Source organism: Streptomyces sp. MS191 (assembly GCF_008042125.1).
In the GTDB taxonomy this organism is placed as follows: domain Bacteria; phylum Actinomycetota; class Actinomycetes; order Streptomycetales; family Streptomycetaceae; genus Streptomyces.
In genome coordinates this window covers 54608-77439 of record NZ_RDBI01000006.1, presented here as the reverse complement: position 1 = coordinate 77439, position 22832 = coordinate 54608, and the positions used below count along the sequence as shown (strand labels likewise).

Sequence of the window (22832 nt, the reverse complement as noted above, 5' to 3'; positions counted from 1 at the left end):
CGGAAGCGAGGCAGCCGTCGTTCACCCGGTGCGGCGGGACCGGGAGCGGCTGAACGGACCGCGCCCCGCCGGTCCGGCCCGGTCGACGGGACACCCCACCCGTTATGCCTGGGCGGCGGGCTTCCAGTCGCGGGCGAGGAGCCCCAGCAGCACCTCGTCGAGGAACTCGCCCATCACCCAGGCCGAGGAGCGCAGCACGCCCTCGCGGACGAAGCCGTTGCGCTCGGCGGAGCGCAGCATCGCGTCGTTGTCCGCCAGCGTCTCGATCTGCAGCCGCTGCAGGCCGCGGACGGCGAAACCGTAGTGGCACAGCGTCGCGACCACGTCGGTGCCGTAGCCCTTGCCGCGTGCGGACGGCAGCAGCCCGAGCCCGATGTGCGCGCACCGGTTGTGGTTGTCGATGCCCCAGAGCGTCGCGGCGCCGACGAGCGTGCCGCCCTCCAGCTCCACCACGGAGAACGGGACATGCCCCTGCTCCGCGTCGTCCACCACGAGCCGGGGATCCTTCGAGCCGGGCGAGATCGGCCGCCACGGCKCGCTCTCGGCCCGCGCGGCGTTGGCCACGTCGTCGTAGAGCTCGGTCCGCAGGATCGGGATGTCGTCCTCGTGCCGAGCCCTGAGCCCGACTGTGGTACCTCTCAGCATGTGAGCTTCCTATCCGACCCGGTCGGCCGGCGGCAAACGGATAACGCCTTGTCCAGGAGGTGCTGTTGCGGCTCGRGCGGCAGATGACGCGCCCGAACGCGCGATGCCCTTCGGGGATCATCGCCTCCACGTCCGCCTCGCTCACGCCCTCCACCTTCTTGGCGGGCATGACGACGTCGAGGCCGTAGGGCAGGCCGTCGGTGTGCTCCTGCATCCAGTCCAGGTCGCGGGCGAGGTCGTCGGGCGCCGTGTAGCGGACCGCGCCGAGTACGCCGAACCCGCCGGCCCGGGTGATCGCGGCGGCCGATTCCACGGTCCACCGATTCCTCCGTCATGCCCAGCCTCTCCCACGTCCCTGAAAGAATCCTTCGGCCACACCCGTAACACGTGAAACTTTCTTACCGGGGTGGAGGGCGTCAAGGAAGCGGGCGGCGCCACAAAGAATCTGACACTGCATCAGAAAATCTCTTCCCTCGGCCGGCGGGCTGCGGCATCCTGCCGCCCATGAAGACGGAGCTGAGCCAAAAACTGGGGATCGAGCACGCCATCTTCGGCTTCACGCCCTTCCCCGCGGTGGCCGCCGCGATCACCCGGGCCGGCGGGTTCGGCGTACTCGGCGCGGTCCGCTACACGGCGCCCGACGACCTCGCCCGCGACCTGGACTGGATGCAGGAGCACACCGACGGCCTGCCCTACGGCCTCGACGTCGTCATGCCCGCCAAGAAGGTGGAGGGCGTGAGCGAGGCGGACGTGGAGGCGATGATCCCCGAAGGGCATCGCGCGTTCGTCCGGGAGACCCTGGCCAAGCACGGCGTACCCGAACTCGCCGAGGGCGAGGCCTCCGGCTGGCGCATCACCGGCTGGATGGAGCAGGTCGCCCGCAGCCAGCTCGACGTGGCCTTCGACTACCCCATCAGACTCCTCGCCAACGCGCTGGGCTCCCCGCCCGCCGACGTCGTCGCCCGCGCGCACGACCACGGCGTCCTCGTCGCCGCCCTCGCCGGCAGCGCACGGCACGCCCGCCACCACGCCGAGGCCGGGATCGACGTCGTCGTCGCCCAGGGCTACGAGGCCGGCGGCCACACCGGCGAGATCGCCTCCATGGTCCTCACCCCCGAGGTCGTCGAGGCCGTCTCGCCGCTCCCCGTCCTCGCCGCCGGCGGCATCGGCAGCGGCGAGCAGATCGCCGCCGGACTCGCCCTCGGCGCCCAGGGCGTCTGGCTCGGCTCGCTCTGGCTCACCACCACCGAGGCGGACCTCCACTCGCGCGCGCTCACCGCGAGACTCCTCGCCGCCGGGTCCGGCGACACCGTCCGCTCCCGCGCGCTCACCGGCAAGCCCGCGCGCCAGCTGCGCACCGAGTGGACCGACGCCTGGGACGACCCGGCCGGGCCCGGCACCCTCCCCATGCCCCTCCAGGGACTGCTCGTCGCCGAAGCGGTCTCCCGCATCCAGAAGTACGAGGTCGAGCCGCTGCTCGGCACGCCCGTCGGGCAGATCGTCGGCCGGATGAACTCCGAACGCTCCGTCCGGCAGGTCTTCGACGACCTCACCCGCGGCTTCGAGCAGGCCGTCGACCGCATCAACCGCATCGCCGGACGGAGTACCTCGTGAGCGAACAGCCCAACGGATTCTGGTCCCAGGCCGCCGCGGACCCGGACCGGACGGTCCTCGTCGCCCCCGACGGGGAGACGTGGTCCGCCGGGCGCCTGCACGCCGACGTCAACCGGATGGTCCACGGACTGCGCGCGGCCGGGCTGGCCCGCGGTGACGCCTTCGCCGTCGTCCTGCCCAACGGCGTCGAGTTCCTCGTCGCCCATCTCGCCGCCTCCCAGGCCGGGTTCTACCTCGTCCCCGTCAACCACCACCTGGTCGGGCCCGAGATCGCCTGGATCGTGGCCGACTCGGGCGCCAAGGTCCTCGTCGCCCACGAGCGGTTCGCGGACGCGGCGACGGCGGCGGCCGACGAGGCGCGTCTGCCCGCCACCCACCGGTACCTGGTCGGAGACGCGGCGGCCGGGGGATTCCGGCCCTTCGCCGAGCTGCTCGACGGCCGGCCGGCCACGGCGCCCGACGACCGCACCCTGGGCTGGGTCATGAACTACACCTCCGGCACCACCGGCCGGCCCCGCGGCATCCGCCGCCCGCTGCCCGGCAAGCTCCCGGAGGAGACCTACCTCGGCGGCTTCCTCGGCATCTTCGGCATCCGGCCCTTCGACGGCAACGTCCACCTGGTGTGCTCGCCGCTCTACCACACCGCCGTACTGCAGTTCGCGAGCGCCGCCCTGCACATCGGGCACCCGCTCGTCCTCATGGACAAGTGGACCCCCGAGGAGATGCTGCGGCTGATCGACGCCCACGCGTGCACCCACACCCACATGGTCCCGACCCAGTTCCACCGGTTGCTCGCCCTCCCCGCGGAGGTCCGCGGACGGTACGACGTCTCCTCGATGCGCCACGCCATCCACGGCGCCGCACCCTGCCCGGACCACGTGAAGCGGGCGATGATCGACTGGTGGGGGAGCTGCGTCGAGGAGTACTACGCGGCGAGCGAGGGCGGTGGCGCCTTCGCCACAGCCGAGGACTGGCTCAAGAAGCCGGGCACCGTCGGCAGGGCCTGGCCCATCAGCGAACTGGCCGTCTTCGACGACGACGGCAACCGCCTCGCGCCCGGTGAACTCGGCACGGTGTACATGAAGATGAGCACCGGCGGATTCGCGTACCACAAGGACGAGGCGAAGACCGCGAAGAACCGCATCGGCGACTTCTTCACCGTCGGCGACCTCGGCGTGCTGGACGAGGAGGGCTACCTCTTCCTCCGCGACCGCAAGATCGACATGATCATCTCGGGCGGGGTCAACATCTACCCCGCCGAGATCGAGGCGGCGCTCCTCACCCATCCGGCGGTCGCCGACGCCGCCGTGTTCGGCATCCCGCACGGCGACTGGGGCGAGGAGGTCAAGGCCGTGGTCGAGCCGGCCGAGGGCCACGAGCCGGACGAGTCCCTGGCCGCCGCCATCCTCGCCCACTGCGGCGAACGCCTGGCCGGCTACAAGTGCCCCAGGTCGGTCGACTTCATCCCGGTGATGCCCCGCGACCCGAACGGCAAGCTCTACAAGCGCCGCCTGCGCGCGCCGTACTGGGAGGGCCACGAGCGCCCGCTCTAGTGTCCTGCCGATCCCGCCGGACGGGTGGGCGGGTCCGGGCCGGGGTCCGGCCGCCGTCGCCCGCCCGGTCGTGCCGGCGACGCGGACCCGGGTGGTGGCGTGGCGCAGTCGCGTCGCGCCTCCACGCTCAGGAGTCTGTTCGTCCGCTTATGGCAGGATAGTGATCATGAGTTCGAAAGCGGTGGGGCTGACACGGGAGTGGACGACCTGGGGGCCGGTGGTGGCAGGGGCGGCCCTCGGGGTCGCCTGGGGACGCGGACTACCGGGTTTCGCCGTCGCGCTCATCACGGTCTGCCTGCTGGTCGCCGTCCTCGCCGCCGTCCACCACGCCGAGGTCATCGCCCACCGGGTCGGTGAACCCTTCGGCTCGCTGGTCCTCGCCGTCGCGGTCACGATCATCGAGGTCGGACTCATCGTCACCCTGATGGCGGGCGGCGGCGAGAAGACCGCCACGTACGCCCGCGACACCGTGTTCGCCGCGGTCATGATCACCTGCAACGGCATCGTCGGCCTCTCCCTGCTCGTCGGGGCCCTGCGCAACCGCGTCGCCGTCTTCAACGCCGAGGGATCCGGCGGCGCGCTCGCCACCGTCTGCACCCTCGCCACGATGACGCTGGTCCTGCCCAGCTTCACCACGAGCCACCCCGGCCCGGAGTTCTCCAGCGCCCAGCTGGCGTTCGCCGCCGTCGCCTCCCTCTGCCTGTACGCGCTCTTCGTCGCCGTGCAGACCGTCCGGCACCGCGACTACTTCCTGCCCGTGCCCCGCGAGGGATCCGCCGGCCACGACTCCGAGGACGACCACGCCGACCCGCCGACGGACCGCCAGACCTGGACCAGCCTCGGTCTGCTCCTCCTCGCCCTGGTCGCCGTCGTCGGCAACGCCAAGCTCGTCTCGCCGACCATCGAGGACGGCGTCGAGTCGGCCGGGCTCCCCAACGCCGTCGTCGGCGTCGTCATCGCCCTGATGGTCCTGCTGCCCGAGACGCTCGCCGCCGTCCGCGCCGCCCGCCGCGACCGCATGCAGACCAGCATGAACCTCGCCTACGGCTCCGCGATCGCGAGCATCGGCCTGACGATCCCGTCGATCGCCCTCGCCTCGATCTGGCTGTCCGGGCCCCTGATCCTGGGGCTGGGGGCCGTGCACATGGTCCTGCTCGTGCTCACCGCCGTGGTGAGCGCCCTGACCGTGGTGCCCGGACGAGCCACCCTCCTCCAGGGCGGCGTCCACCTCGCGATCTTCGCCGCCTTCGTCTTCCTGTCGTTCAGCCCCTGACGAACACCACCCTCAGCTGCGGCGAGCGCAGGATGTCCTTCTCGCAGAACCGCGAGGTCACCCAGCGCTCGCCCGCGTACAGCTCCGTCTGGTCGCTGAAGTGCCGGGAGAGCGCGTTGGACGACTGGGAGTACGTCAGCAGCGTGCGGGCCACCGGGCAGCGGCCGCCGTCCCAGCCGACCGCCTGGACGTGGCTCGTGCCGTGCGCGACCTCCACGTAGCCGCCGCCGGCCGCGTTCCACACGGGCTCGGTCTTGTTCCAGATGCCGAGCGACTCGGTCCCGCCGCTCACCGGGATCCGCTTTCCGTTCCGCACCACGAACTGGTGGGCACCGAGCGGCGCGTCCAGCGGGATCCCGGCCGCCCGCAGCTCCGCGACCGCGTCGGCGAGCGCCTTCCCGAAGCCCGGCGCCGCCGTGTTCAGCGTGTTCGGCGTACGGACCGGGTCGGCCGCCGAGAACGGCACCTTCCACTGCTCGGCCGGAGTCACCGTGCCCGTGAACTTCCGCCAGAACCGGTCGAAGAGCAGAGCCCCCGCGCTGTCGGTGTCCACCGTCCGGTCCCAGGCCCCGATGACCCGGCAGGCCTCCTGGTCGCCGGGCAGCACCGTGGCGCAGGCCCGTGCCGCGTCGGCGGCGGCCAGGTCACCCGCGGGCGCCCGGTTGGCGAACTGCTGGGCCTGGAGGTCCGCCACCGTCAGCCGGCCCCGGGCCGCCATCGCCGCCACGTCCTCGATCCCGCCGCGGGTGCGCAGCGAGCGCGGGGTGCCGACGGTGCCGAAGATCCGCTCGTACCCGGTCAGCGGCCGGTCGGCGTTGGTCAGCCACGCGCTGTCGTTGGAGTTCTCCACGTACGGCGCGTTGCGCAGGACCGGCATCTTCGACGGGCCGAAGACCCCGGGCTGCACCGCGTCCGGGTCCGAACCGAGCGCGCAGTCCGTCCGGGAACCGTCGAGGACCGCCACCCCGGACGCGGGGTAGGTCGCCCGGCCCAGCGGGGTGGAGCAGCGCTGGGCCAGCTCGTCGGTGACGCGGGGCAGTACCTGCGACTGGGTGAAGAGCGTGTTCCCCGCGGAGTCCGCGGCGATCGTGTTCACCCAGGGCAGCCCCTGGGTGCGGCGCAGCGTGTCGACGAGGTCCTGCGTCGAGCGGGCCTTGCCGAAGCCGAGCGCCGTGTCCGAGCCGCGCAGGTTGGCCGCGTTGGGGTCGTTGAGCGCGAAGGCGGTGGTGGCCGTCCACGGCAGGGGCAACTGGGCCCCGAGGCCGCTGACCACGGGCCCGTACCGGGTCCAGTACTGGGTCCGGGTGACGGGCGGTCCGTCCTTCACGGCCACGCTCACGGTCCGCCTGGTCATCTTCTCGGTCCGGCCGTCGACCAGGTAGGCGGTGGGGTCGGACGGGTCCAGGGCGAGCTGGTGCAGGTTGAGCGTGACCCCGGTCGCGACGGTGTGGCTCCAGGCCACCTTGTCGTTGAAGCCGATGTTGACCACGGTGGTCCCCAGCAGCGAGGCGCCGGAGACGTTGAGCTCGCCGGGGATGGTCTGCTGCGACTGCCAGAACCGGCGCCCGCCCTGCCAGGGGTAGTGCGGGTTGCCCAGCAGCAGCCCGCGCCCGTTGGCCGTCGTCCCGCCCTGGAAGGCGACCGCGTTGGAGCCCATGGTGGCGTTCTCGGCCGCGAACAGTTCCCGTGCCGCGGCGGCGGCGCGCGCCGGGTCGGGTGCCCCGGCCGAGGCCGTACCGCCCGCGTCCGCGGGGCCGGCCGGCGCGGTGGCCGGCGGCTGCGCGGCGGTGATGCCGTCGACCCCGCGCCCCTGGCCGCCGAGGACGGAGACGGCGAAGCCGCGCCGGGCGACGTCCAACTGGGTGACGGGCCGGACCCAGGCGGCGTCCTTGCAGGCGGGGTCGGTGATCCTGTTCTGCTTCAGCCAGGCGTTGTAGCCGGCCGCCCAGCCTCGCATCAGCTCCTTGAGCTGCCGGCTCGGCCCGGCCGGGGCAGGCGTGGCCAGCAGGGCCTCGACGGTCCCGGCGTCCCGCACCCCGCGGAAGTACAGGTCGCTGGAGAGGTTCCCGGTCGCGGAGGAGAGCGAGCCGTCCGGGGCGCCGCCCGGGCCGAACCAGCGGGACCGCTCGCCGTTCACGGTCAGGAAACCGTCCGCGAGCGTGCACACCTGGTCGGCGGCCTGGGCCCAGCCGGTACCGAAGCCGAGATCGGCGTAGTCCTTGGCGACGATGTGCGGAATGCCGTACTCGGTGTACCGGATGACGGCCGAGAGACCCCGGTCCGACGGGTGTCCGTGCCGGTCGGCGGAGTCGGCGACGGCGGAGGCCGGCAGCGACGCGGTCACGACGGCGAAGGCCGCGGCGGCGAGCACGAGGTGTCTCAGGCGGGTACGGACGTGCAAGATTCCTCCCAACGATCGTGCGGGGAAAGCGGGTTGGACCATGCACGCAGCACGACGGCGCCTTGTCAACATCCCGTTCGGTATCCGAGGTCCGGCGCCATGCGATGTCCTCCCGGTACTTGACCCGCCCCACGGCACCCGCCCAGGATCACGCCATGGAACGACTCCTGACCCGCACCGTCGACGGCGTCCTGCGCGCGAGTGCCGAGCGCACCCCCGAGCGGATCGCCCTGCGGTACGCCGACCGGACCTGGACCTACGCGGAACTGGACGCCGCGGTCAGCACCGGCGCCGMCGTGCTGCGCGAGGGGTACGGGCTCGCCGAGGGGGACCGCGTCGCCACCTACGGACACAACTCCGACGCGTACCTCCTCGCGTTCCTCGCCTGCTCCCGCGCGGGCCTGGTCCACGTGCCGGTGAACCACAACCTCACGGGCGAGGACCTCGCCTACATCGTGCGCCAGTCGGGCAGCGCGCTGGTCCTCGCCGACCCGGGGATCGCGGACCGCGTCCCGGCCGGACCGGCCGTCCGGGAACTGCGCGACACCGGGGACTCCTTCCTCACGGCGCTCGCCGAGCCCCGTTCGTACGACGCCGCACGCGACGCCCGGGACTGCGTCCAGCTGCTCTACACCTCGGGCACGACGGCGCTGCCCAAGGGCGCGACGATGACGCACCGGGCGCTGGTCCACGAGTACGCGAGCGCCATCGACGCCCTCGACCTGCACGAGGACGACCGGCCGGTGCACGCGCTGCCGCTGTACCACTCGGCGCAGATGCACGTGTTCCTGCTGCCGTACCTCGCGGTCGGCGCCGAGAACACCCTCGTCGACGGCCCGGATCCCGCCGTCCTCTTCGACCTCGTCGAGGCGGGCCTGGCGGACAGCGTCTTCGCGCCGCCGACGGTCTGGATCGGCCTGTCCAACCATCCCGACTTCGTGAGCCGCGACCTGTCCGCGCTGCGCAAGGCGTACTACGGCGCGTCGATCATGCCGGTGCCGGTCCTGGAGCGGCTGCGCGGGCGCCTGCCCGGACTGCGCTTCTACAACTGCTTCGGCCAGAGCGAGATCGGCCCGCTCGCCACCGTGCTCGGCCCCGACGAGCACGAGGGCCGGATGGACTCCTGCGGCCGCCCCGTGCGCTTCGTCGAGGCGAAGGTCGTCGACGAGGACGGCAAGGACGTGCCGGACGGTACTCCGGGCGAAGTCGTCTACCGCTCACCGCAGTTGTGCGAGGGCTACTGGGACAAGCCCGAGGAGACGAGGGAGGCCTTCCGCGACGGGTGGTTCCGCTCCGGCGACCTGGCGGTGCGCGACGCCGAGGGGTACTTCACGGTCGTCGACCGGGTGAAGGACGTCATCAACTCCGGTGGGGTGCTGGTCGCCTCGCGTCAGGTCGAGGACGCGCTCTACACCCATCCGGGCGTCGCGGAGGTGGCGGTCGTGGGCCTGCCGGACGAGCGCTGGATCGAAGCGGTGACGGCGGTCGTCGTCCCGCGCGACGGCGTCACGGAGGACGAGTTGCTGCTCCACGCACGGGAGAAGCTCGCCCACTTCAAGGCCCCGAAGCGGATCGTCTTCGTGGACGCCCTGCCGCGCAACGCGAGCGGCAAGATCCTCAAGCGCGAGCTGCGCGACCGCTTCGGCGGGGCCCAGGTGCATTGACCCGCGGCGTTGTCGACACGGCTGGTGGGCGGTTTTCCGTCGAGTGGGCAAGTGGAGCCGGCCGTTGCCCTGCCGTACGGGCCTGATGCGCCCACCTCGGCCCGCGTGACCGTTCGCGCCAGGACTCCCAGCCGCGCGGGTCGTCGAGCGCCGCGGCCCGCCGTACGGCAGCACGGGGAACAGGAACCCCCTCGCCCGTGAGGTTGTGGTTCACCGGCACGTGGACCAGGCCCGCGCGGGAGCAGGCGAGGAACGCGAGGAGGTACGCGTCGGAGTTGTGTCCGTAGGTGGCGACGCGGTCCCCCTCGGCGAGCCCGTACCCCTCGCGCAGCACGCCACACTCGGAGAGAGGGCGGCCAACCACCAGAAACCAGCGAAGGACCCAGCACCCCAAGCACCCAGGGCGGTGCCCGGAAAGGCGCGCCTTCCCGGTCCCGGGGTGCCGCGACGGGTCCCTGTCCCTGTCCCGGTCCCGGTCCCGGGGTGCCGCGACTGCCCCGGTCCCGGTCCCGGTGCGGACCTGGCGCGTCCGTCAGACGGTGTCGCGCAGGTCCACCAGACGCTTGATCTTGCCCACCGAGCGCTCCAGCGTCTCCGGGTCGACCACCTCGACGGTGACCGACACCCCGATCCCGTCCTTGCACGCCGCCGCGATCGCCCGGGCCGCCTCCGCGCGCTGCTCGGGTGTCGCCCCGGGGCGGGCCTCGGCCCGTACCGTCAGGGCGTCGAGCCTGCCCTCCCGGGTCAGCCGGAGCTGGAAGTGCGGGGCCACGCCCGCCGTACGCAGCACGATCTCCTCGATCTGGGTGGGGAAGAGGTTCACACCGCGAAGGATGATCATGTCGTCGCTGCGGCCGGTCACCTTCTCCATCCGCCGGAACACCCGGGCCGTACCCGGCAGCAGACGGGTCAGGTCCCGCGTGCGGTAGCGGATCACCGGCATGGCCTCCTTGGTGAGCGAGGTGAAGACCAACTCGCCCTCCTCGCCGTCCGGCAGGACCTCGCCGGTGAAGGGATCGACCACCTCGGGCAGGAAGTGGTCCTCCCAGACGTGCAGACCGTCCTTCGTCTCCACGCACTCCTGGGCGACGCCGGGGCCCATGACCTCCGACAGCCCGTATATGTCCACCGCGTCGATGGCGAAGCGCTCCTCGATCTCGCGCCGCATCTCCTCCGTCCACGGCTCGGCGCCGAAGATGCCCACCTCGAGTGAGGTGGACCGCGGGTCGACGCCCTGCCGCTCGAACTCGTCGAGCAGGGTGAGCATGTACGAGGGCGTGACCATGATGATCTCGGGCCGGAAGTCCTGGATGAGCTGGACCTGACGGGAGGTCATGCCGCCGGACGCGGGGATGACCGTGCAGCCGAGCCGCTCCGCGCCGTAGTGCGCGCCCAGACCGCCCGTGAACAGGCCGTATCCGTAGGCCACATGGACCTTGTGGCCGGGGCGCCCGCCGGCCGCCCTGATCGAGCGGGCGACCACGTCGGCCCAGGTGTCCAGGTCGCGGTCGGTGTAGCCGACGACGGTCGGGCGCCCGGTGGTGCCGCTGGAGGCGTGGATGCGGCGGATCCTGGACTCGTCGACGGCGAACATGCCGAAGGGGTACTGGTCGCGCAGATCCGCCTTCACGGTGAAGGGAAAGCGGGCGAGGTCGGCGAGCGAGCGGCAGTCGTCCGGGTGGACTCCCGCCTTGTCGAAGGACCGCCGGTAGAAGTCCACGTTCTCGTACGCGTGGTGCAGTGTCGCCCGCAGCCGCTCCAGCTGGAGGGCCTCCAGCTCCGCACGCCCGAGCCGCTCGCCACTGTCCAGCAGGTCCGTCATGTGCCGTCCACTCCCGCCCCGGTACCCAAAACGGGCGACCGATCATTCGGTAGATGTCTCCGGGCCAGTAAATCCACCCGGACCCCGCCCCTGGCAAGAGGTCGGGGCGGATTTTCTGCCGCCACTCGTACAGGGGTCGCTCCTTCGGGGTGTTCCTGCCCGGAAGGCCCTGGTGGCGGGCGCCGCGCCGGTCACGGGCCCCTACGCTCGGTGAGCGTGATCCTCTGGCTGCTCAACCACCTCGACACCTTCGCCCTCGCCGTCCTGATCGTCGGCGGCACCGTCGGCCTCTCCCTGCTCGGGAGCGTGCTGGTGCGGCGCCGGCATCCGAAGATCGCCGACGGTGAACACAACGACATGGTGGGCGTGGTGCTCGGCATGTTCGGCGCGATCTACGGCATCATCCTCGCCTTCGTGATCGTCACGCTGTGGACCCAGATGGAGAGCACCCAGAACGTGGTCGCCGCCGAGGCCACCGACATCGCCCTGATCGTCCGCGACGCCCGCGCCTTTCCCGCCGAGGACCGGGACCGCGTGCACGCCGCGGCCGGCGGCTACGTCCACACCGTGGTCGAGGTGCAGTGGCCGCTCATGCGCGACGGCGTGGCGGACTACCGCGTCACGGGCGGCAAGCTCGACGACCTCTACGCGGCGCTCCAGTCCTTCGAGCCGCGCACCGAGTCCGAGAAGACCTTCTACGCGGAGGCCGCCGCCCGCCTCGACGACGTGGCCGCCGAACGCCGGGCCCGGCTCACCATGGCCGGCCAGCAGCTCCCCCCGCTCCTGCAGGTGCTGGCCGTCGGCGGTGCCCTGGTCATCATCCCGCTGACGTTCCTCTACGGGATGCGCAGCCGCCGCATGCAGCTGCTGTTCGTCGGCGCCGTGGCCGCCCTGATCGGCTTCAGCCTCCTCCTGGTCGTCGTGCTCGACCGGCCGTTCGCCGGCGAGCTCAGCGTGAGCCCGGCACCGTACAAGGAGGGCGCCCTGGCCCAGTTCTGGGAGCCGGGACCCGAGACCCCGACCGCCCGCCGGTAATCCGATTGCGGCTCCCGGCGGGTGAATGGTGGAGTGCCCGCATGGACCACCCTGCCCCGCGAAGCCCTGCCGTCCGCCTTGACTTGCCGCAGCACCCGGAGGGTGGCGGCCACGCGGCGACGCTCGCCTCGTTCGACCGCGGCCTGCGCCGGGAGGCACGGCCCGACGGCCCCGGCTGCCGCGTCGAACGCACGGGTCACGTAGTCCGCCAGACCGGTTCCCGGCACGCCTGGAACGGCATCCTCTGGTCCGGCCTCGACGCGACGAACGCCGACGCCGTCATCGCCGATCAGGTCCGCCACTACGACGGGCTCGGCCTGTCCTTCGAGTGGAAGGCGTACGGGCACGACGGTCCCGCCGACCTGCCCGCGCGGCTCCTCGCGGCCGGCTTCACCGCGGAGGACGAGGAGACCCTCATGGTCGCGGAGGCGGCCGCGCTGCCCCGGACCGTCGAGCTGCCCGCGGGTGTCGAGCTGGTCCCGGTCACCGACGCGGCCGGGGTCCGGCTGGTGACCGAGGTCCATGAACGGGCCTTCGGCACGGACAGCGCGCACATCGGACGCCGGCTCCTGGACCGGCTCGCGAGCACGCCCGACGACGTCGCCGCCGTCCTCGCCATGGCCGGCGACGAGCCTGTCAGCGCGGCGCGCCTGGAGCTGTACCCCGGCACGGACTTCGCCGGCCTGTGGGGCGGCGGCACGGTCGCGTCCTGGCGAGGCCGCGGCCTCTACCGGGCGCTGGTCGCCTACCGGGCGGGCATCGCCGCGTCACGCGGACACCGCTACGTCCAGGTCGACGCCGCCGACACCAGCCGCCCCATCCTCCTGCGTCTGGGCTTCACACCCCTGACGACCACGACCCCCTACGTCCACACGCCGGAGACCGCCGGATAGCCGGCGCACGGGGTGCGCCGGGAGCCCCGGGTGACCAACGGGACGCCCCTACCGGGTCCAGTGCGCGGGCCGTTCGACGCCCGCGGGCAGGCGCGTGGAGCCGTCGCCGCGCGCCGCGTTCAGCTGCGGCTGGGTGACGAAGAGCGCGTCGGTCAGGTCCGCGCCCGAGAGGTCGGCGTCCCGGAGGTCCGCTCCGATCAGGTCGGCCAGGGTCAGGTCGGCACCGGAGAGGTCCGCCGCGATCAGCAGCGCCCCGCGCAGCTCGGCGCCGCGCAGCTTCGCCCCGCGCAGTCGGGCACCGATCAGGTCGGCGTTCCGGTGGTTCCTGGTCCCGCCGCTCACCGCCGCCCGTGCCAGGGTGCTCGCCCGGGCGAGCAGCGGATGCACTTCGGAGCGCACCGCCGCCATTCCCGTCTTCTCCAGCTCTTCCGCCGAGCCCCCGGTCAGTGCCTCGACCCGGGCCGCGGCCCGCCGCAGTTCGTCATGGAGCGGGCGGGCGGCCGGCAGCGCCAGTGCCTGGCCGAGTTGATGGAGCATCTCGTGGAGCCCGCGCATCACGAGGAACACATCGAACATCAGCCCCGCGGTCTCGGGTGCCGCACGCCACGAGACACCGCCGAAGGTGACCTGAGAGACCTTCTGGCCCGCCCCGAAGCAGTCGAACACCGTGCAGCCGGGGAACCCGCTCGACCGCAACTTCGTGTGGATGCCGCAGCGGAAGTCGTCCCGGAGGTTGCGGCACGGCTCCCCGGGCGCCTTGTTCACCGCGAAGTCGGCGGACTTCGCGAAGGGGAGTGCGACGCAGCAGAGCCCGAAGCAGTTCGCGCAGTCGCCCCGGAGTGTGTCGGACATGGTGGTGCGTTCCTTCGCGGGTCGGGGGAGAAGCCCCACCGTATCCCGGGGCCCGCGTACGCCGGCGGCGAATTTCGCTTGCGAAGATCAACGACAGGCGCCGAGGATCGGGCCATGCCGCAGTTCACCACGTACGACGGAACCGAACTCTCCTACCGCGTGAGGGGAGAGGGTGAACCGCTCGTCGTCCTGCCCGGCGGCCCCATGCGCGACGCCGACTACCTCGGCGACCTCGGCGGGCTGGACGCGTACCGCCGGCTGATCGTGCTCGACCTCCGCGGTACCGGCCGCAGCGCCGAGCCGGCCGACCCCGCGACCTACCGCTGCGACCGCCAGGTGGCCGACGTCGAGGCCCTGCGCGCCCACCTCGGGCTGGAGCGCGTGGACCTCCTCGGCCACTCCGCCGCCGGCAACCTCGCCACCCTGTACGCGGCGGCGCACCCCGAGCGGGTGCGCGCCCTCGTGCTGGTCACTCCCGGCGTGCGCGCCGTGGGCATCGAGATCGGCGACGACGAGTGGGACGAGGCCGTCACGGTGCACGCGGACCAGCCCTGGTACGCGTCGGCGCGCGCGGCGGTGGACACGATCGGCCCCGGCACCCCGCTGCCCGAGGTGATGGAGATCGTCTCGCCGTTCGCCTACGGGCGGTGGGACGAGGCCGCGCGGGCGCACGCGGCAGGGATCGAACGGGAGGCGCACTGGGCCGCCGCGGAGGCCTACTACGGGCCCGGCGCCTTCGACCCCGAGGCGACCCGGGCGGCCCTGGCCGCCGTCACCGCGCCCGTCCTGATCCTGGCGGGGGAGCGGGACGGCGGCCCGACGCCGGCGCGCGCCGCCGAACTGGCGGCCCTCTTCCCGCACGCCGAACTCGTGGTGCAGCACGGCGCCGGGCACTTCCCGTGGGTGGACGACGCCGGCGCCTTCGCGCGCCCGATCGCCGCCTTCCTCGACCCGGGCGTGCGGACCGTCACGGTCGACGGGGTCCGGCTCGCGTACCGGGTGCGGGGCCGGGAGGACGCGCCGCCGGTCGTCCTGGTCCACGGCCGCGGAGCATCCGGCGCCGACTGGTCCGAGGTCGCCGCGGCGCTGTCCGAGGACCACCGGGTGTACGCCGTCGACCTGCGCGGACACGGGCTCAGCGACTGGCCCGGCCGGTACGGCTACGACGTGTTCCGCGACGAGCTGCGCGGCTTCCTGAAGGCCCTGGGCCTGAGCGGCGCCGACGTCGTCGGCCATTCGATGGGCGGAGCCGCGGCCTTCCTCCTGGCCGCCGCCGAGCCCGGACTGGTCGGCCGGCTCGTCCTGGAGGAGGCTCCGGCCTTCGTCCCGCTCGACCCGCCGCGCGGACGGGTGCCGCGCCCCGAGGGTCCGCTCGGACTCGACTGGGAGGTGGTGCACGCGACCGACGCCCAGCTCGACGCTCCGGACCCCGCCTGGCGTGCGGGCTGTGCGGCGATCGCCGCCCCGACGCTGCTACTCGGCGGGGGCCCGGACAGCCACCTCCCGCAGGAGCAGCAGTCCTCGCTGGCCGACCTGATCCCCGACTGCCGCCTCGTCACCGTCGAGACCGGCCACCTGATCCACGCGACGCGGCCGGAGGCGTTCCTCGCGGCCCTGCGCGACTTCGGGATCGGCTCGGCGGCCTCCCCGGGCGACACGCCCTGAGGGCTGTCCCGCGATCCGCGGCGTCGTGCGCCCGCCGGGGACTGCGGGACCGCCCTGAGGCGAGTCCGTTCGCAGGCGTGCGGACGGCCGGCGTACGGGATCCGCTCCCGCGCCGGCCGTCGGGTCAGGGCGTCGGGAGCCCGGCCTGATCGGCAGGACACCCTTACGCGCCGGCGTCCTCCGCCGCCACCGACCGTGCCCAGCGGTAGTCCGCCTTGCCGCTGGGCGAGCGCTGGATCCGGTCGGTGAGCACCAGCTGGCGCGGCACCTTGTAGCCGGCGAGCCGGGTGCGGCAGTGGTCCTGCACCGACGCCAGGTCCAAGGCCGTCGCGCCCGGCCGCAGTTGGACCACGGCCGCGACGTGGTTGCCCCACTTCGCGTCCGGGACCCCGGCGACCAGCGCGTCGTACACGTCCGGATGGGACTTGAGCGCCTGCTCGACCTCCTCCGGATAGACCTTCTCGCCGCCGGTGTTGATGCACTGCGAGCCCCGGCCGAGCACGGTGACGATGCCCTGCTCGTCGACCGTCGCCATGTCGCCGAGCAGCACCCAGCGTTCGCCGTCCTTCCGGAAGAAGGTCTCGGCGGTCTTCGCGGCGTCGTTGTAGTAGCCGAGCGGGACGTGGCCGCGCTGCGCCAGCCGCCCCGGCTCGCCCACCCGCACCGGCTCGTACGTGACGGGGTCGACCACCCGCGTCCGCTCGTTCACCTCCAGCCGGAAGCCCTTCTCGGGCCCCGAGTCGTCCGTCGCCTTGCCGTTGGAACCGGACTCCGAGGAGCCGAAGTTGTTCAGCAGCAGCACGTTCGGGACGAGCGCCTGGAACTGGGCGCGGACCGTGTCCGACATGATCGCGCCGGAGGAGGAGACGCTGAACAGCGACGAGAGGTCCGTCCCCCGGAGCGGGCCGTGGAGCGCGTCCACCAGGGGCCGCAGCATCGCGTCGCCCACCAGGGACACGCTGGACACCTTCTCCTTCTCGATGGTGCGCAGCACCTCCTCGGGCACGTACTTGCGGTGGACGACCACCCGCTGCCCGTAGTTGAAGGCGATGAACGACGTCAGCGTGGACGTGCCGTGCATCAGCGGGGGAGTCGGGAAGAAGGTGATGCCCGAGCCGCCCGCCGCGACCCGCTCGGCCAGCTCCTCGGGCCGCTTGACCGGCTCGCCCGCCGGGTCGCCGCCGAACAGCCCCGCGAAGAACAGGTCCTCCTGACGCCACATGACGCCCTTGGGCATCCCGGTCGTGCCGCCGGTGTAGATGATGAAGAGATCGTCCGCGCTGCGTTCGGCGAAGCCCCGCTCCGGCGAGCCCGCCGCCTCGGCGTCCGGGAAGGCCGTGCAGTCGAGGTCCGGCGCTCCCTCGGGCGGGGTCCCCACCCGCACGAGGTGCCGCAGCTTCTCCGTCTGCGGCAGCGCGGCCGCGACCCGCTCGGTGAACTCGGCGTCGAAGACGAGCGCGGCGAGGTCGGCGTCCCGGTAGAGGTAGACGAGTTCTTCCTCCACGTAGCGGTAGTTCACGTTCACCGGCACGATCCGGGCCTTGAGGCAGGCCAGGACGGTCTGCAGGTACTCGATCCCGTTGTAGAGGTGCAGCCCCAGGTGCTCGCCGGACCGGATCCCGGAGTCGACGAGGTGGTGGGCCACGCGGTTGGCGGCGGCGTCCAGCTCCGCGTAGCTGAGCCGGCGTTCGGCTCCCGTGCCGGGGTGGTCGACGTACACGAGCGCCTCGCGGTCGGGAACCACGTCGACGACCGACTCGAACAGGTCGGCAAGGTTGTACTCCACCGTTCCTCCTGACCTCGTGACCGCCCGGGCCCCGCACGGGCCAGGCGGTCATTAGAGCGCCGCCGGACGGAGGTGGGAAGGGTTCGCGCAGAAGAATCTGACTGAGTGTCAGAAAACTATTGAACTGCGACCGCGCCTCCTGCAACCTGTTCCAGTCTGGAGACGGGAGGACGTCCATGGGTGGCACCGAACACCTGACCGTGCGGCGCGAAGGCGCCACACTCGTGCTCACACTCGACCGGCCGGAGGCCAAGAACGCGCTCTCACTGCCCATGCTGGTGGGGCTGTACGACGGCTGGCTGGAGGCCGATGCCGACGACACGATCCGCTCCGTCGTCCTGACCGGCGCGGGAGGCTCCTTCTGCGCCGGAATGGACCTCAAGGCGCTGGCGGGCAAGGGGATGGAGGGCGAGCAGTACCGGGACCGGATGAAGGCCGATCCCGACCTGCACTGGAAGGCGATGCTGCGCCACCACCGCCCCCGCAAACCGGTCATCGCCGCGGTCGAGGGCTACTGCGTCGCCGGCGGCACCGAGATCCTCCAGGGCACCGACATCCGCGTCGCGGGCACCTCCGCCACGTTCGGGCTCTTCGAGGTCAAGCGGGGGCTGTTCCCGATCGGCGGCTCCACGGTCCGGCTGCCCCGCCAGATCGCCCGCACCCACGCCCTCGAGATGCTGCTCACCGGCCGCCCCTACAGCGCCGGGGAGGCCGCCGCCATCGGCCTCGTCGGCCGCGTGGTGCCCGACGGCACCGCCCTGGACGCGGCCCTCGCGATCGCCGAGCAGATCAACGCCTGCGGTCCGCTCGCCGTCGAGGCCGTGAAGGCCTCCGTGTACGAGACCGCCGAGATGACCGAGACCGACGGCCTCGCGGCCGAACTGAAGCGCGGCTGGCCCGTCTTCGACACGGCCGACGCCAAGGAGGGCGCCCGCGCGTTCGCGGAGAAGCGCCCCCCGGTCTACCGCCGCGAGTGACGGGTCGGCCGCAGGCACCGCCGCCCCGACCGCACGCCGACACCCGAAGAAGGAGCCCGCCCATGACAGCCGCCCCCGAGACACTGCGCGCCCCGCTCGTCGTCGAGTTCCCGTTCACCCGGTCCCTCGGGCCCGTCCAGTCCGCCTTCCTGACCGGGCTGCGCGAGCGGACCGTCCTCGGGGTGCGGACCGGGAACGGTCGCGTGCTCGTCCCGCCCGTCGAGTACGACCCCGAGACGGCCGACGAACTGCACGACCTCGTCGAGGTCGACGCCACCGGAACCGTCACCACATGGGCCTGGAACCCCGAACCCCGCACCGGCCAGCCCCTGTCGACCCCCTTCGCCTGGGCCCTCGTCCGGCTCGACGGCGCCGACACCGCCCTGCTGCACGCCCTCGACGCCCCCGGACCCGAAGACGTCCGCACCGGCATGCGCGTCCGGATCCGCTGGGCCGCCGAGCGGACCGGGGCCATCACCGACATCGCCTGCTTCGAACCGTACGACGGCGCGCCCGCGGCCCTGCCGCCCCGCGCGCACGACGGCGACTTCGCCGACCCCGTCACCGGGATCGTCGCGCCCGCCCGACTCGACTACACCTACAGCCCCGGCCGGGCCCAGACCGCCTACCTCCACGCGCTCGCCGGACAGCGAACCGTCGGCGAGCGCTGCCCCTCCTGCGCCAAGGTGTACGTCCCGCCCCGCGGCGCTTGCCCCACCTGCGGCGTCGCCACCACCGACCGCGTCGAGGTCGGTCCCCGCGGCACCGTCACCACCTACTGCATCGTCAACATCAAGGCGAAGAACCTCGACATCGAAGTCCCCTACGTCTACGCCCACATCGCCCTCGACGGCGCCGGCCTCGCCCTCCACGGCCGGATCGGCGGCATCCCCTACGACCAGGTCCGGATGGGTCTGCGCGTCGAACCCGTGTGGAGCGAGGGCGGGCGATACCCCGACCACTACCGCCCCTGCGGCGAACCCGACGCCGACTACGACACGTACAAGGAGCTGCTGTGACGCCGGACCGAGAGGTGGCGATCGTCGCCTTCGCCCAGACCGACCACCTGCGCCGCACGGACGAACTCTCCGAGGTCGAGATGGTCATGCCCGTGCTGCACGAGGTGCTGCGCCGCACCGGGCTGAAGACCTCCGACATCGGCTTCACCTGCTCCGGCTCCTCCGACTACCTCGCCGGCCGTGCCTTCTCCTTCACCATGGCCCTCGACGGCGTCGGCGCCTGGCCGCCCATCTCCGAGTCCCACGTCGAGACGGACGGCGCCTGGGCCCTGTACGAGGCCTGGGTGAAGCTGCTGACCGGCGAGGCCGACACCGCCCTCGTCTACTCCTACGGCAAGTCCTCGCCCGGGCCCGTGCGCGACGTTCTCACCCGGCAGCTCGACCCGTACTACCTGGCCCCGCTCTGGCCCGACGCCGTCGCCCTCGCCGCGCTCCAGGCACAGGCGCTCATCGACGCGGGCGACACCGACGAGCCCGCCCTCGCCGGCATCGCGGCCCGAAGCCGCCAGGACGCCACCGCGAACCCGCACGCCCAGGTGCCCGGCGCGCGCCCGCAGGGCGACTACCTCGTCCGCCCGCTGCGCGCCGGCGACTGCCCGCCCATCGGCGACGGCGCGGCCGCCGTCGTCCTGGCGGCCGGCGACCGCGCCCGCGAACTGTGCGCGCGCCCCGCCTGGATCCGGGGCATGGACCACCGCATCGAAGCCCACTCCCTCGGCGTGCGCGACCTCACCGACTCGCCCTCCACCCGACTCGCCGCCGAGCGCGCCGGCGCCTTCGAACGGCCCGTGGACACCGCCGAACTGCACGCTCCGTACACCTCCCAGGAGGTCGTGCTGCGCAAGGCCCTCGACCTCGACGAGACGGTGCGGGTCAACCCGTCCGGCGGTGCGCTCGCCGCCAACCCGATCATGGCCGCCGGGCTCATCCGGATCGGCGAGGCCGCCGCCCGCATCCACCGCGGGGCCTCCGACCGCGCCCTGGCCCACGCCACCTCCGGACCCTGCCTGCAGCAGAACCTGGTCGCCGTCCTGGAAGGGGAACCCGCCTCGTGAGCGACGCCCGCCCGGCCGCGGGCCGCGGCCGCACACCGATCCGGCACCTCCGCGCCGTACGGCCCCGAACGGGCGGCCTGCCCGCCGCCCGGCCGGAGACGGGGGAAGCGCCCCGGCGTCCGATCCGGGCAACCACAAGGAGGCAAGGTGTCTAAGGAACCCGTGGCCGTCGTCGGGATCGGCCAGACCAAGCACGTCGCCGCCCGCCAGGACGTCTCGATCGCCGGCCTCGTCCGCGAGGCCGCCCTGCGCGCCCTCGCGGACGCCGAGCTGACCTGGGCGGACATCGACGCCGTCGTCATCGGCAAGGCCCCCGACTTCTTCGAGGGCGTGATGATGCCGGAGCTCTACCTCGCCGACGCCCTCGGAGCCGTCGGCAAGCCCATGCTCCGTGTCCACACGGCGGGCTCCGTCGGCGGGTCGACGGCGCTGGTCGCCGCCAACCTGGTCGCCGCGCGCGTCCACCGCACGGTCCTCACCCTCGCCTTCGAGAAACAGTCCGAATCCAACGCCATGTGGGGGCTGTCCCTGCCCGTCCCGTTCCAGCAGCCGCTGCTGGCCGGCGCGGGCGGCTTCTTCGCCCCGCACGTGCGGGCCTACATGCGCCGCACCGGCGCGCCCGACACGGTCGGCTCCCTCGTCGCGTACAAGGACCGCCGCAACGCGCTCAGGAACCCGTACGCGCACCTCCACGAGCACGACATCACCCTGGAGAAGGTCCAGGCCTCGCCGATGCTCTGGGACCCGATCCGCTACTCCGAGACCTGCCCGTCCTCCGACGGCGCCTGCGCCATGGTCCTCACCGACCGGGCGGGTGCGGAGCGCGCGCCGGCGCCGGCGGCCTGGGTGCACGGCGGCGCGATGCGCAGCGAACCCACCCTCTTCGCGGGCAAGGACTTCGTCTCGCCGCAGGCCGGCAAGGACTGCGCCGCCGACGTCTACCGCCAGGCCGGCGTCACCGACCCGAGGCGCCAGATCGACGCCGTCGAGATGTACGTGCCCTTCTCCTGGTACGAACCGATGTGGCTGGAGAACCTCGGCTTCGCGGACGAGGGCGAGGGCTGGAAGCTGACCGAGGCGGGCGTGACCGAACTCGACGGGGACCTGCCGGTGAACCCCTCGGGCGGCGTGCTCTCCACCAACCCCATCGGCGCGTCCGGGATGATCCGGTTCGCCGAGGCGGCGCTCCAGGTCCGGGGACGGGCGGGCGAACACCAGGTGGACGGCGCGCGCAGGGCGCTCGGACACGCGTACGGAGGGGGTGCGCAGTTCTTCTCCATGTGGCTGGTCGGCGACCGGCCGCCCACCGCATGAGGTCTGTCGGCACCCCGTGCCCCTCGCTAGGCTGGGCCCCGGACGACGACCAGGCGTGATGCGGGAGGAGCACGGACGTGTCGGAGAGCACCACCACCCAGCAGGCCTTCGCGGGCTGGGACAAGCCGGATCTCGACCTCAGCCGGGCCGACTGGCAGTCGGGCAGCCGGGGCGCGGGAGACGTCCAGATCGCCTTCGTCGAGGGCTTCATCGCGATGCGCAACGGCGGGCGGCCCGAAGCCCCGTCGCTGATCTTCACGCCGGCCGAGTGGCGGGCGTTCGTCGTCAACGCCCGCGAGGGCGAGTTCGACCTGACCTGACCTGACCGACCCGGGCCGATCTGGCCCGGGCGGGGCGGACGTCGCGGTGAGCGTACGGGGGCAGGGGCGTCCGTCCCCTTCCCCCGTACGCGTCGGAGGCCGACCCGCCGCGGACGACGCGGCAGTCCCTAGGCTGACGGCCATGAGCGCAGAACGCGACCTGAGCCGGCTGCTGGCCGGGATGCGCCCGGAACTCGATCCGGGCCGCTACGTCTTCACCACCGTCCCGGGGGCCGTGCCGCCGGGGATCACCCCGCTCGTCACCGTCACCGAGCCCGAAGGGCTCACCCTGGTCCTGCGCCAGGAGGACGCCGACCGGGCCGCCCTCTCCTACGACTACGTGGCCGGCTGGATCACCCTGCGGGTCCACTCCGCCCTCGACGCCGTCGGACTGACCGCCGCCGTCTCCCGCGCACTCGCCGAAGCCGGTCTGAGCTGCAACGTCGTCGCCGGATACCACCACGATCACCTCTTCGTCGAACACGAGCGCGCGGAACGGGCGTTGGCCGTGCTGCTGGCTCTGTCGACACGTTCCGCCGGGTCTGCCGATTGACGGTCACAACGAGTGCCTCCGGGCGTACGCTGGGCTTTTCGCGGGGCCTGTCGGCCCGGCCGCACTCGTCCGCGCGCCGGGCGCGCCCCCGGCGTGGGGGTGGAACGTGGAGCGACACAGCGGCAGGACCGGCCGCGGAAGAATCGGTCTCTTCGAGCGTGAGGCGGAACTCGCCGCGGCCGAGGAGGCGTTGAACCAACTCACCGGTCTGGGAACGGCCGAGGTGCCCTGGCCGCGCGGACCCGAGCGGGTCCCCGATGAACGGACACCCGATGAACGGACCCCGCCGTCCCGCGAGACGGCGGTCCGCAGGCAGCCCCCGGGCGCCCCTCCGGCCGGCCGCCGGCCGACCGGCCCGGCCCTGCACGTCGTCGGCGGGCCGGAGCCGGAC

Annotated in this window: 18 protein-coding genes and 3 pseudogenes; 14 read left to right on the top strand and 7 right to left on the bottom strand. The window is 72.9% G+C overall.

The window, feature by feature from the left end; all coding sequences use genetic code 11:
• Nucleotides 1-102: 102 nt before the first annotated feature.
• Nucleotides 103-645 carry a GNAT family N-acetyltransferase gene (locus tag EAO71_RS01450; protein WP_147975928.1) on the bottom strand — a complete coding sequence of 181 codons (543 nt, stop codon included), beginning with the start codon at nucleotides 643-645 and terminating at the stop codon, nucleotides 103-105.
• A 94-nt stretch (nucleotides 646-739) separates the two neighbouring features.
• Nucleotides 740-949 (bottom strand): annotated as a pseudogene (locus EAO71_RS38410) (nitronate monooxygenase); the annotation flags it as partial.
• 200 nt (nucleotides 950-1149) lie between these two features.
• Between EAO71_RS38410 and EAO71_RS01440 the strand changes: the two are divergent.
• From EAO71_RS01440 to EAO71_RS01430, 3 genes are all read left to right on the top strand, one after another.
• Nucleotides 1150-2259, top strand: coding sequence for an NAD(P)H-dependent flavin oxidoreductase (locus tag EAO71_RS01440; protein ID WP_147975927.1), 1110 nt, complete (start codon nucleotides 1150-1152; stop codon nucleotides 2257-2259).
• Nucleotides 2256-3812, top strand: coding sequence for an acyl-CoA synthetase (locus EAO71_RS01435; protein WP_147975926.1), 1557 nt, complete (start codon nucleotides 2256-2258; stop codon nucleotides 3810-3812). Before EAO71_RS01440 ends, EAO71_RS01435 begins: the two co-directional genes overlap by 4 nt.
• A 166-nt stretch (nucleotides 3813-3978) precedes the next feature.
• Nucleotides 3979-5085, top strand: coding sequence for a calcium:cation antiporter (locus tag EAO71_RS01430; RefSeq protein ID WP_147975925.1), 1107 nt, complete (start codon nucleotides 3979-3981; stop codon nucleotides 5083-5085).
• Here the strand turns inward: EAO71_RS01430 and EAO71_RS01425 are convergent.
• Nucleotides 5075-7486: a penicillin acylase family protein gene (locus EAO71_RS01425; protein WP_147975924.1), complete on the bottom strand. Its 2412-nt coding sequence runs from the start codon at nucleotides 7484-7486 to the stop codon at nucleotides 5075-5077. The genes EAO71_RS01430 and EAO71_RS01425 overlap by 11 nt on opposite strands.
• Nucleotides 7487-7641: 155 nt before the next feature.
• Here EAO71_RS01425 and EAO71_RS01420 point away from each other — a divergent pair, with 155 nt between their 5' ends.
• Nucleotides 7642-9150, top strand: a complete 1509-nt coding sequence (locus tag EAO71_RS01420; RefSeq protein WP_147975923.1) for a fatty acyl-CoA synthetase — start codon at nucleotides 7642-7644, stop codon at nucleotides 9148-9150.
• 189 nt (nucleotides 9151-9339) lie between these two features.
• On the opposite strand, the pseudogene EAO71_RS01415 reads toward EAO71_RS01420, so the two are convergent.
• Together EAO71_RS01415 and paaK are read right to left on the bottom strand one after the other, a co-directional pair.
• A pseudogene (locus tag EAO71_RS01415) lies at nucleotides 9340-9472 on the bottom strand (AMP-binding protein); the annotation flags it as partial.
• A gap of 210 nt (nucleotides 9473-9682) precedes the next feature.
• Nucleotides 9683-10972, bottom strand: coding sequence for a phenylacetate--CoA ligase PaaK (gene paaK, locus EAO71_RS01410; RefSeq protein WP_147975922.1), 1290 nt, complete (start codon nucleotides 10970-10972; stop codon nucleotides 9683-9685).
• A gap of 216 nt (nucleotides 10973-11188) precedes the next feature.
• Between paaK and EAO71_RS01405 the strand changes: the two genes are divergently transcribed.
• Nucleotides 11189-12007, top strand: a complete 819-nt coding sequence (locus EAO71_RS01405; protein WP_147975921.1) for a bestrophin-like domain — start codon at nucleotides 11189-11191, stop codon at nucleotides 12005-12007.
• Nucleotides 12008-12090: 83 nt separating this feature from the next.
• A complete protein-coding gene (locus tag EAO71_RS01400; RefSeq protein ID WP_147975920.1) occupies nucleotides 12091-12900 on the top strand; it encodes a GNAT family N-acetyltransferase in 810 nt (269 codons plus the stop codon).
• A gap of 48 nt (nucleotides 12901-12948) precedes the next feature.
• Here the strand turns inward: EAO71_RS01400 and EAO71_RS01395 are convergent, their stop codons facing one another.
• On the bottom strand, nucleotides 12949-13752 hold the full coding sequence (locus EAO71_RS01395; protein ID WP_147975919.1) for a pentapeptide repeat-containing protein: 804 nt from the start codon (nucleotides 13750-13752) through the stop codon (nucleotides 12949-12951).
• A 114-nt stretch (nucleotides 13753-13866) separates the two neighbouring features.
• Here EAO71_RS01395 and EAO71_RS01390 point away from each other — a divergent pair, with 114 nt between their 5' ends.
• Complete coding sequence (locus tag EAO71_RS01390; protein WP_147975918.1) at nucleotides 13867-15417, top strand: alpha/beta fold hydrolase; 1551 nt, start codon at nucleotides 13867-13869, stop codon at nucleotides 15415-15417.
• Between the two features lie 163 nt (nucleotides 15418-15580).
• On the opposite strand, the gene EAO71_RS01385 is transcribed toward EAO71_RS01390, so the two are convergent.
• Nucleotides 15581-17203 carry an acyl-CoA synthetase gene (locus tag EAO71_RS01385; protein ID WP_147975917.1) on the bottom strand — a complete coding sequence of 541 codons (1623 nt, stop codon included), beginning with the start codon at nucleotides 17201-17203 and terminating at the stop codon, nucleotides 15581-15583.
• A 176-nt stretch (nucleotides 17204-17379) separates the two neighbouring features.
• Here EAO71_RS01385 and EAO71_RS01380 point away from each other — a divergent pair, with 176 nt between their 5' ends.
• From EAO71_RS01380 to EAO71_RS38145, 7 genes and pseudogenes are all read left to right on the top strand, one after another.
• A complete protein-coding gene (locus tag EAO71_RS01380; RefSeq protein ID WP_147975916.1) occupies nucleotides 17380-18180 on the top strand; it encodes a crotonase/enoyl-CoA hydratase family protein in 801 nt (266 codons plus the stop codon).
• Nucleotides 18181-18242: 62 nt separating this feature from the next.
• Nucleotides 18243-19199 (top strand): Zn-ribbon domain-containing OB-fold protein, encoded by a 957-nt coding sequence (locus tag EAO71_RS01375; protein WP_147975915.1) that lies wholly within the window; start codon nucleotides 18243-18245, stop codon nucleotides 19197-19199.
• Nucleotides 19196-20254, top strand: coding sequence for a thiolase domain-containing protein (locus EAO71_RS01370; protein ID WP_147975914.1), 1059 nt, complete (start codon nucleotides 19196-19198; stop codon nucleotides 20252-20254). The genes EAO71_RS01375 and EAO71_RS01370 overlap by 4 nt, the downstream gene beginning before the upstream one ends.
• 147 nt (nucleotides 20255-20401) lie before the next feature.
• Complete coding sequence (locus EAO71_RS01365; RefSeq protein ID WP_147975913.1) at nucleotides 20402-21568, top strand: thiolase domain-containing protein; 1167 nt, start codon at nucleotides 20402-20404, stop codon at nucleotides 21566-21568.
• Nucleotides 21569-21645: 77 nt separating this feature from the next.
• On the top strand, nucleotides 21646-21888 hold the full coding sequence (locus tag EAO71_RS01360) for a DUF397 domain-containing protein (RefSeq protein WP_147975912.1): 243 nt from the start codon (nucleotides 21646-21648) through the stop codon (nucleotides 21886-21888).
• A 142-nt stretch (nucleotides 21889-22030) separates the two neighbouring features.
• Nucleotides 22031-22441: an ACT domain-containing protein gene (locus EAO71_RS01355; RefSeq protein WP_147975911.1), complete on the top strand. Its 411-nt coding sequence runs from the start codon at nucleotides 22031-22033 to the stop codon at nucleotides 22439-22441.
• A 190-nt stretch (nucleotides 22442-22631) separates the two neighbouring features.
• A pseudogene (locus EAO71_RS38145) lies at nucleotides 22632-22832 on the top strand (hypothetical protein); the annotation flags it as partial.

Bases quoted from the DNA above. Each gene is read 5' to 3' on its own strand.
- EAO71_RS01380 (WP_147975916.1), top strand. From the start codon at position 17,380: ATGGGTGGCACCGAACACCTGACCGTGCGGCGCGAAGGCGCCACACTC.
- EAO71_RS01390 (WP_147975918.1), top strand. From the start codon at position 13,867: ATGCCGCAGTTCACCACGTACGACGGAACCGAACTCTCCTACCGCGTG.
- EAO71_RS01375 (WP_147975915.1), top strand. From the start codon at position 18,243: ATGACAGCCGCCCCCGAGACACTGCGCGCCCCGCTCGTCGTCGAGTTC.
- EAO71_RS01430 (WP_147975925.1), top strand. From the start codon at position 3,979: ATGAGTTCGAAAGCGGTGGGGCTGACACGGGAGTGGACGACCTGGGGG.
- EAO71_RS01440 (WP_147975927.1), top strand. From the start codon at position 1,150: ATGAAGACGGAGCTGAGCCAAAAACTGGGGATCGAGCACGCCATCTTC.
- EAO71_RS01355 (WP_147975911.1), top strand. From the start codon at position 22,031: ATGAGCGCAGAACGCGACCTGAGCCGGCTGCTGGCCGGGATGCGCCCG.
- EAO71_RS01395 (WP_147975919.1), bottom strand. From the start codon at position 13,752: ATGTCCGACACACTCCGGGGCGACTGCGCGAACTGCTTCGGGCTCTGC.
- paaK (WP_147975922.1), bottom strand. From the start codon at position 10,972: ATGACGGACCTGCTGGACAGTGGCGAGCGGCTCGGGCGTGCGGAGCTG.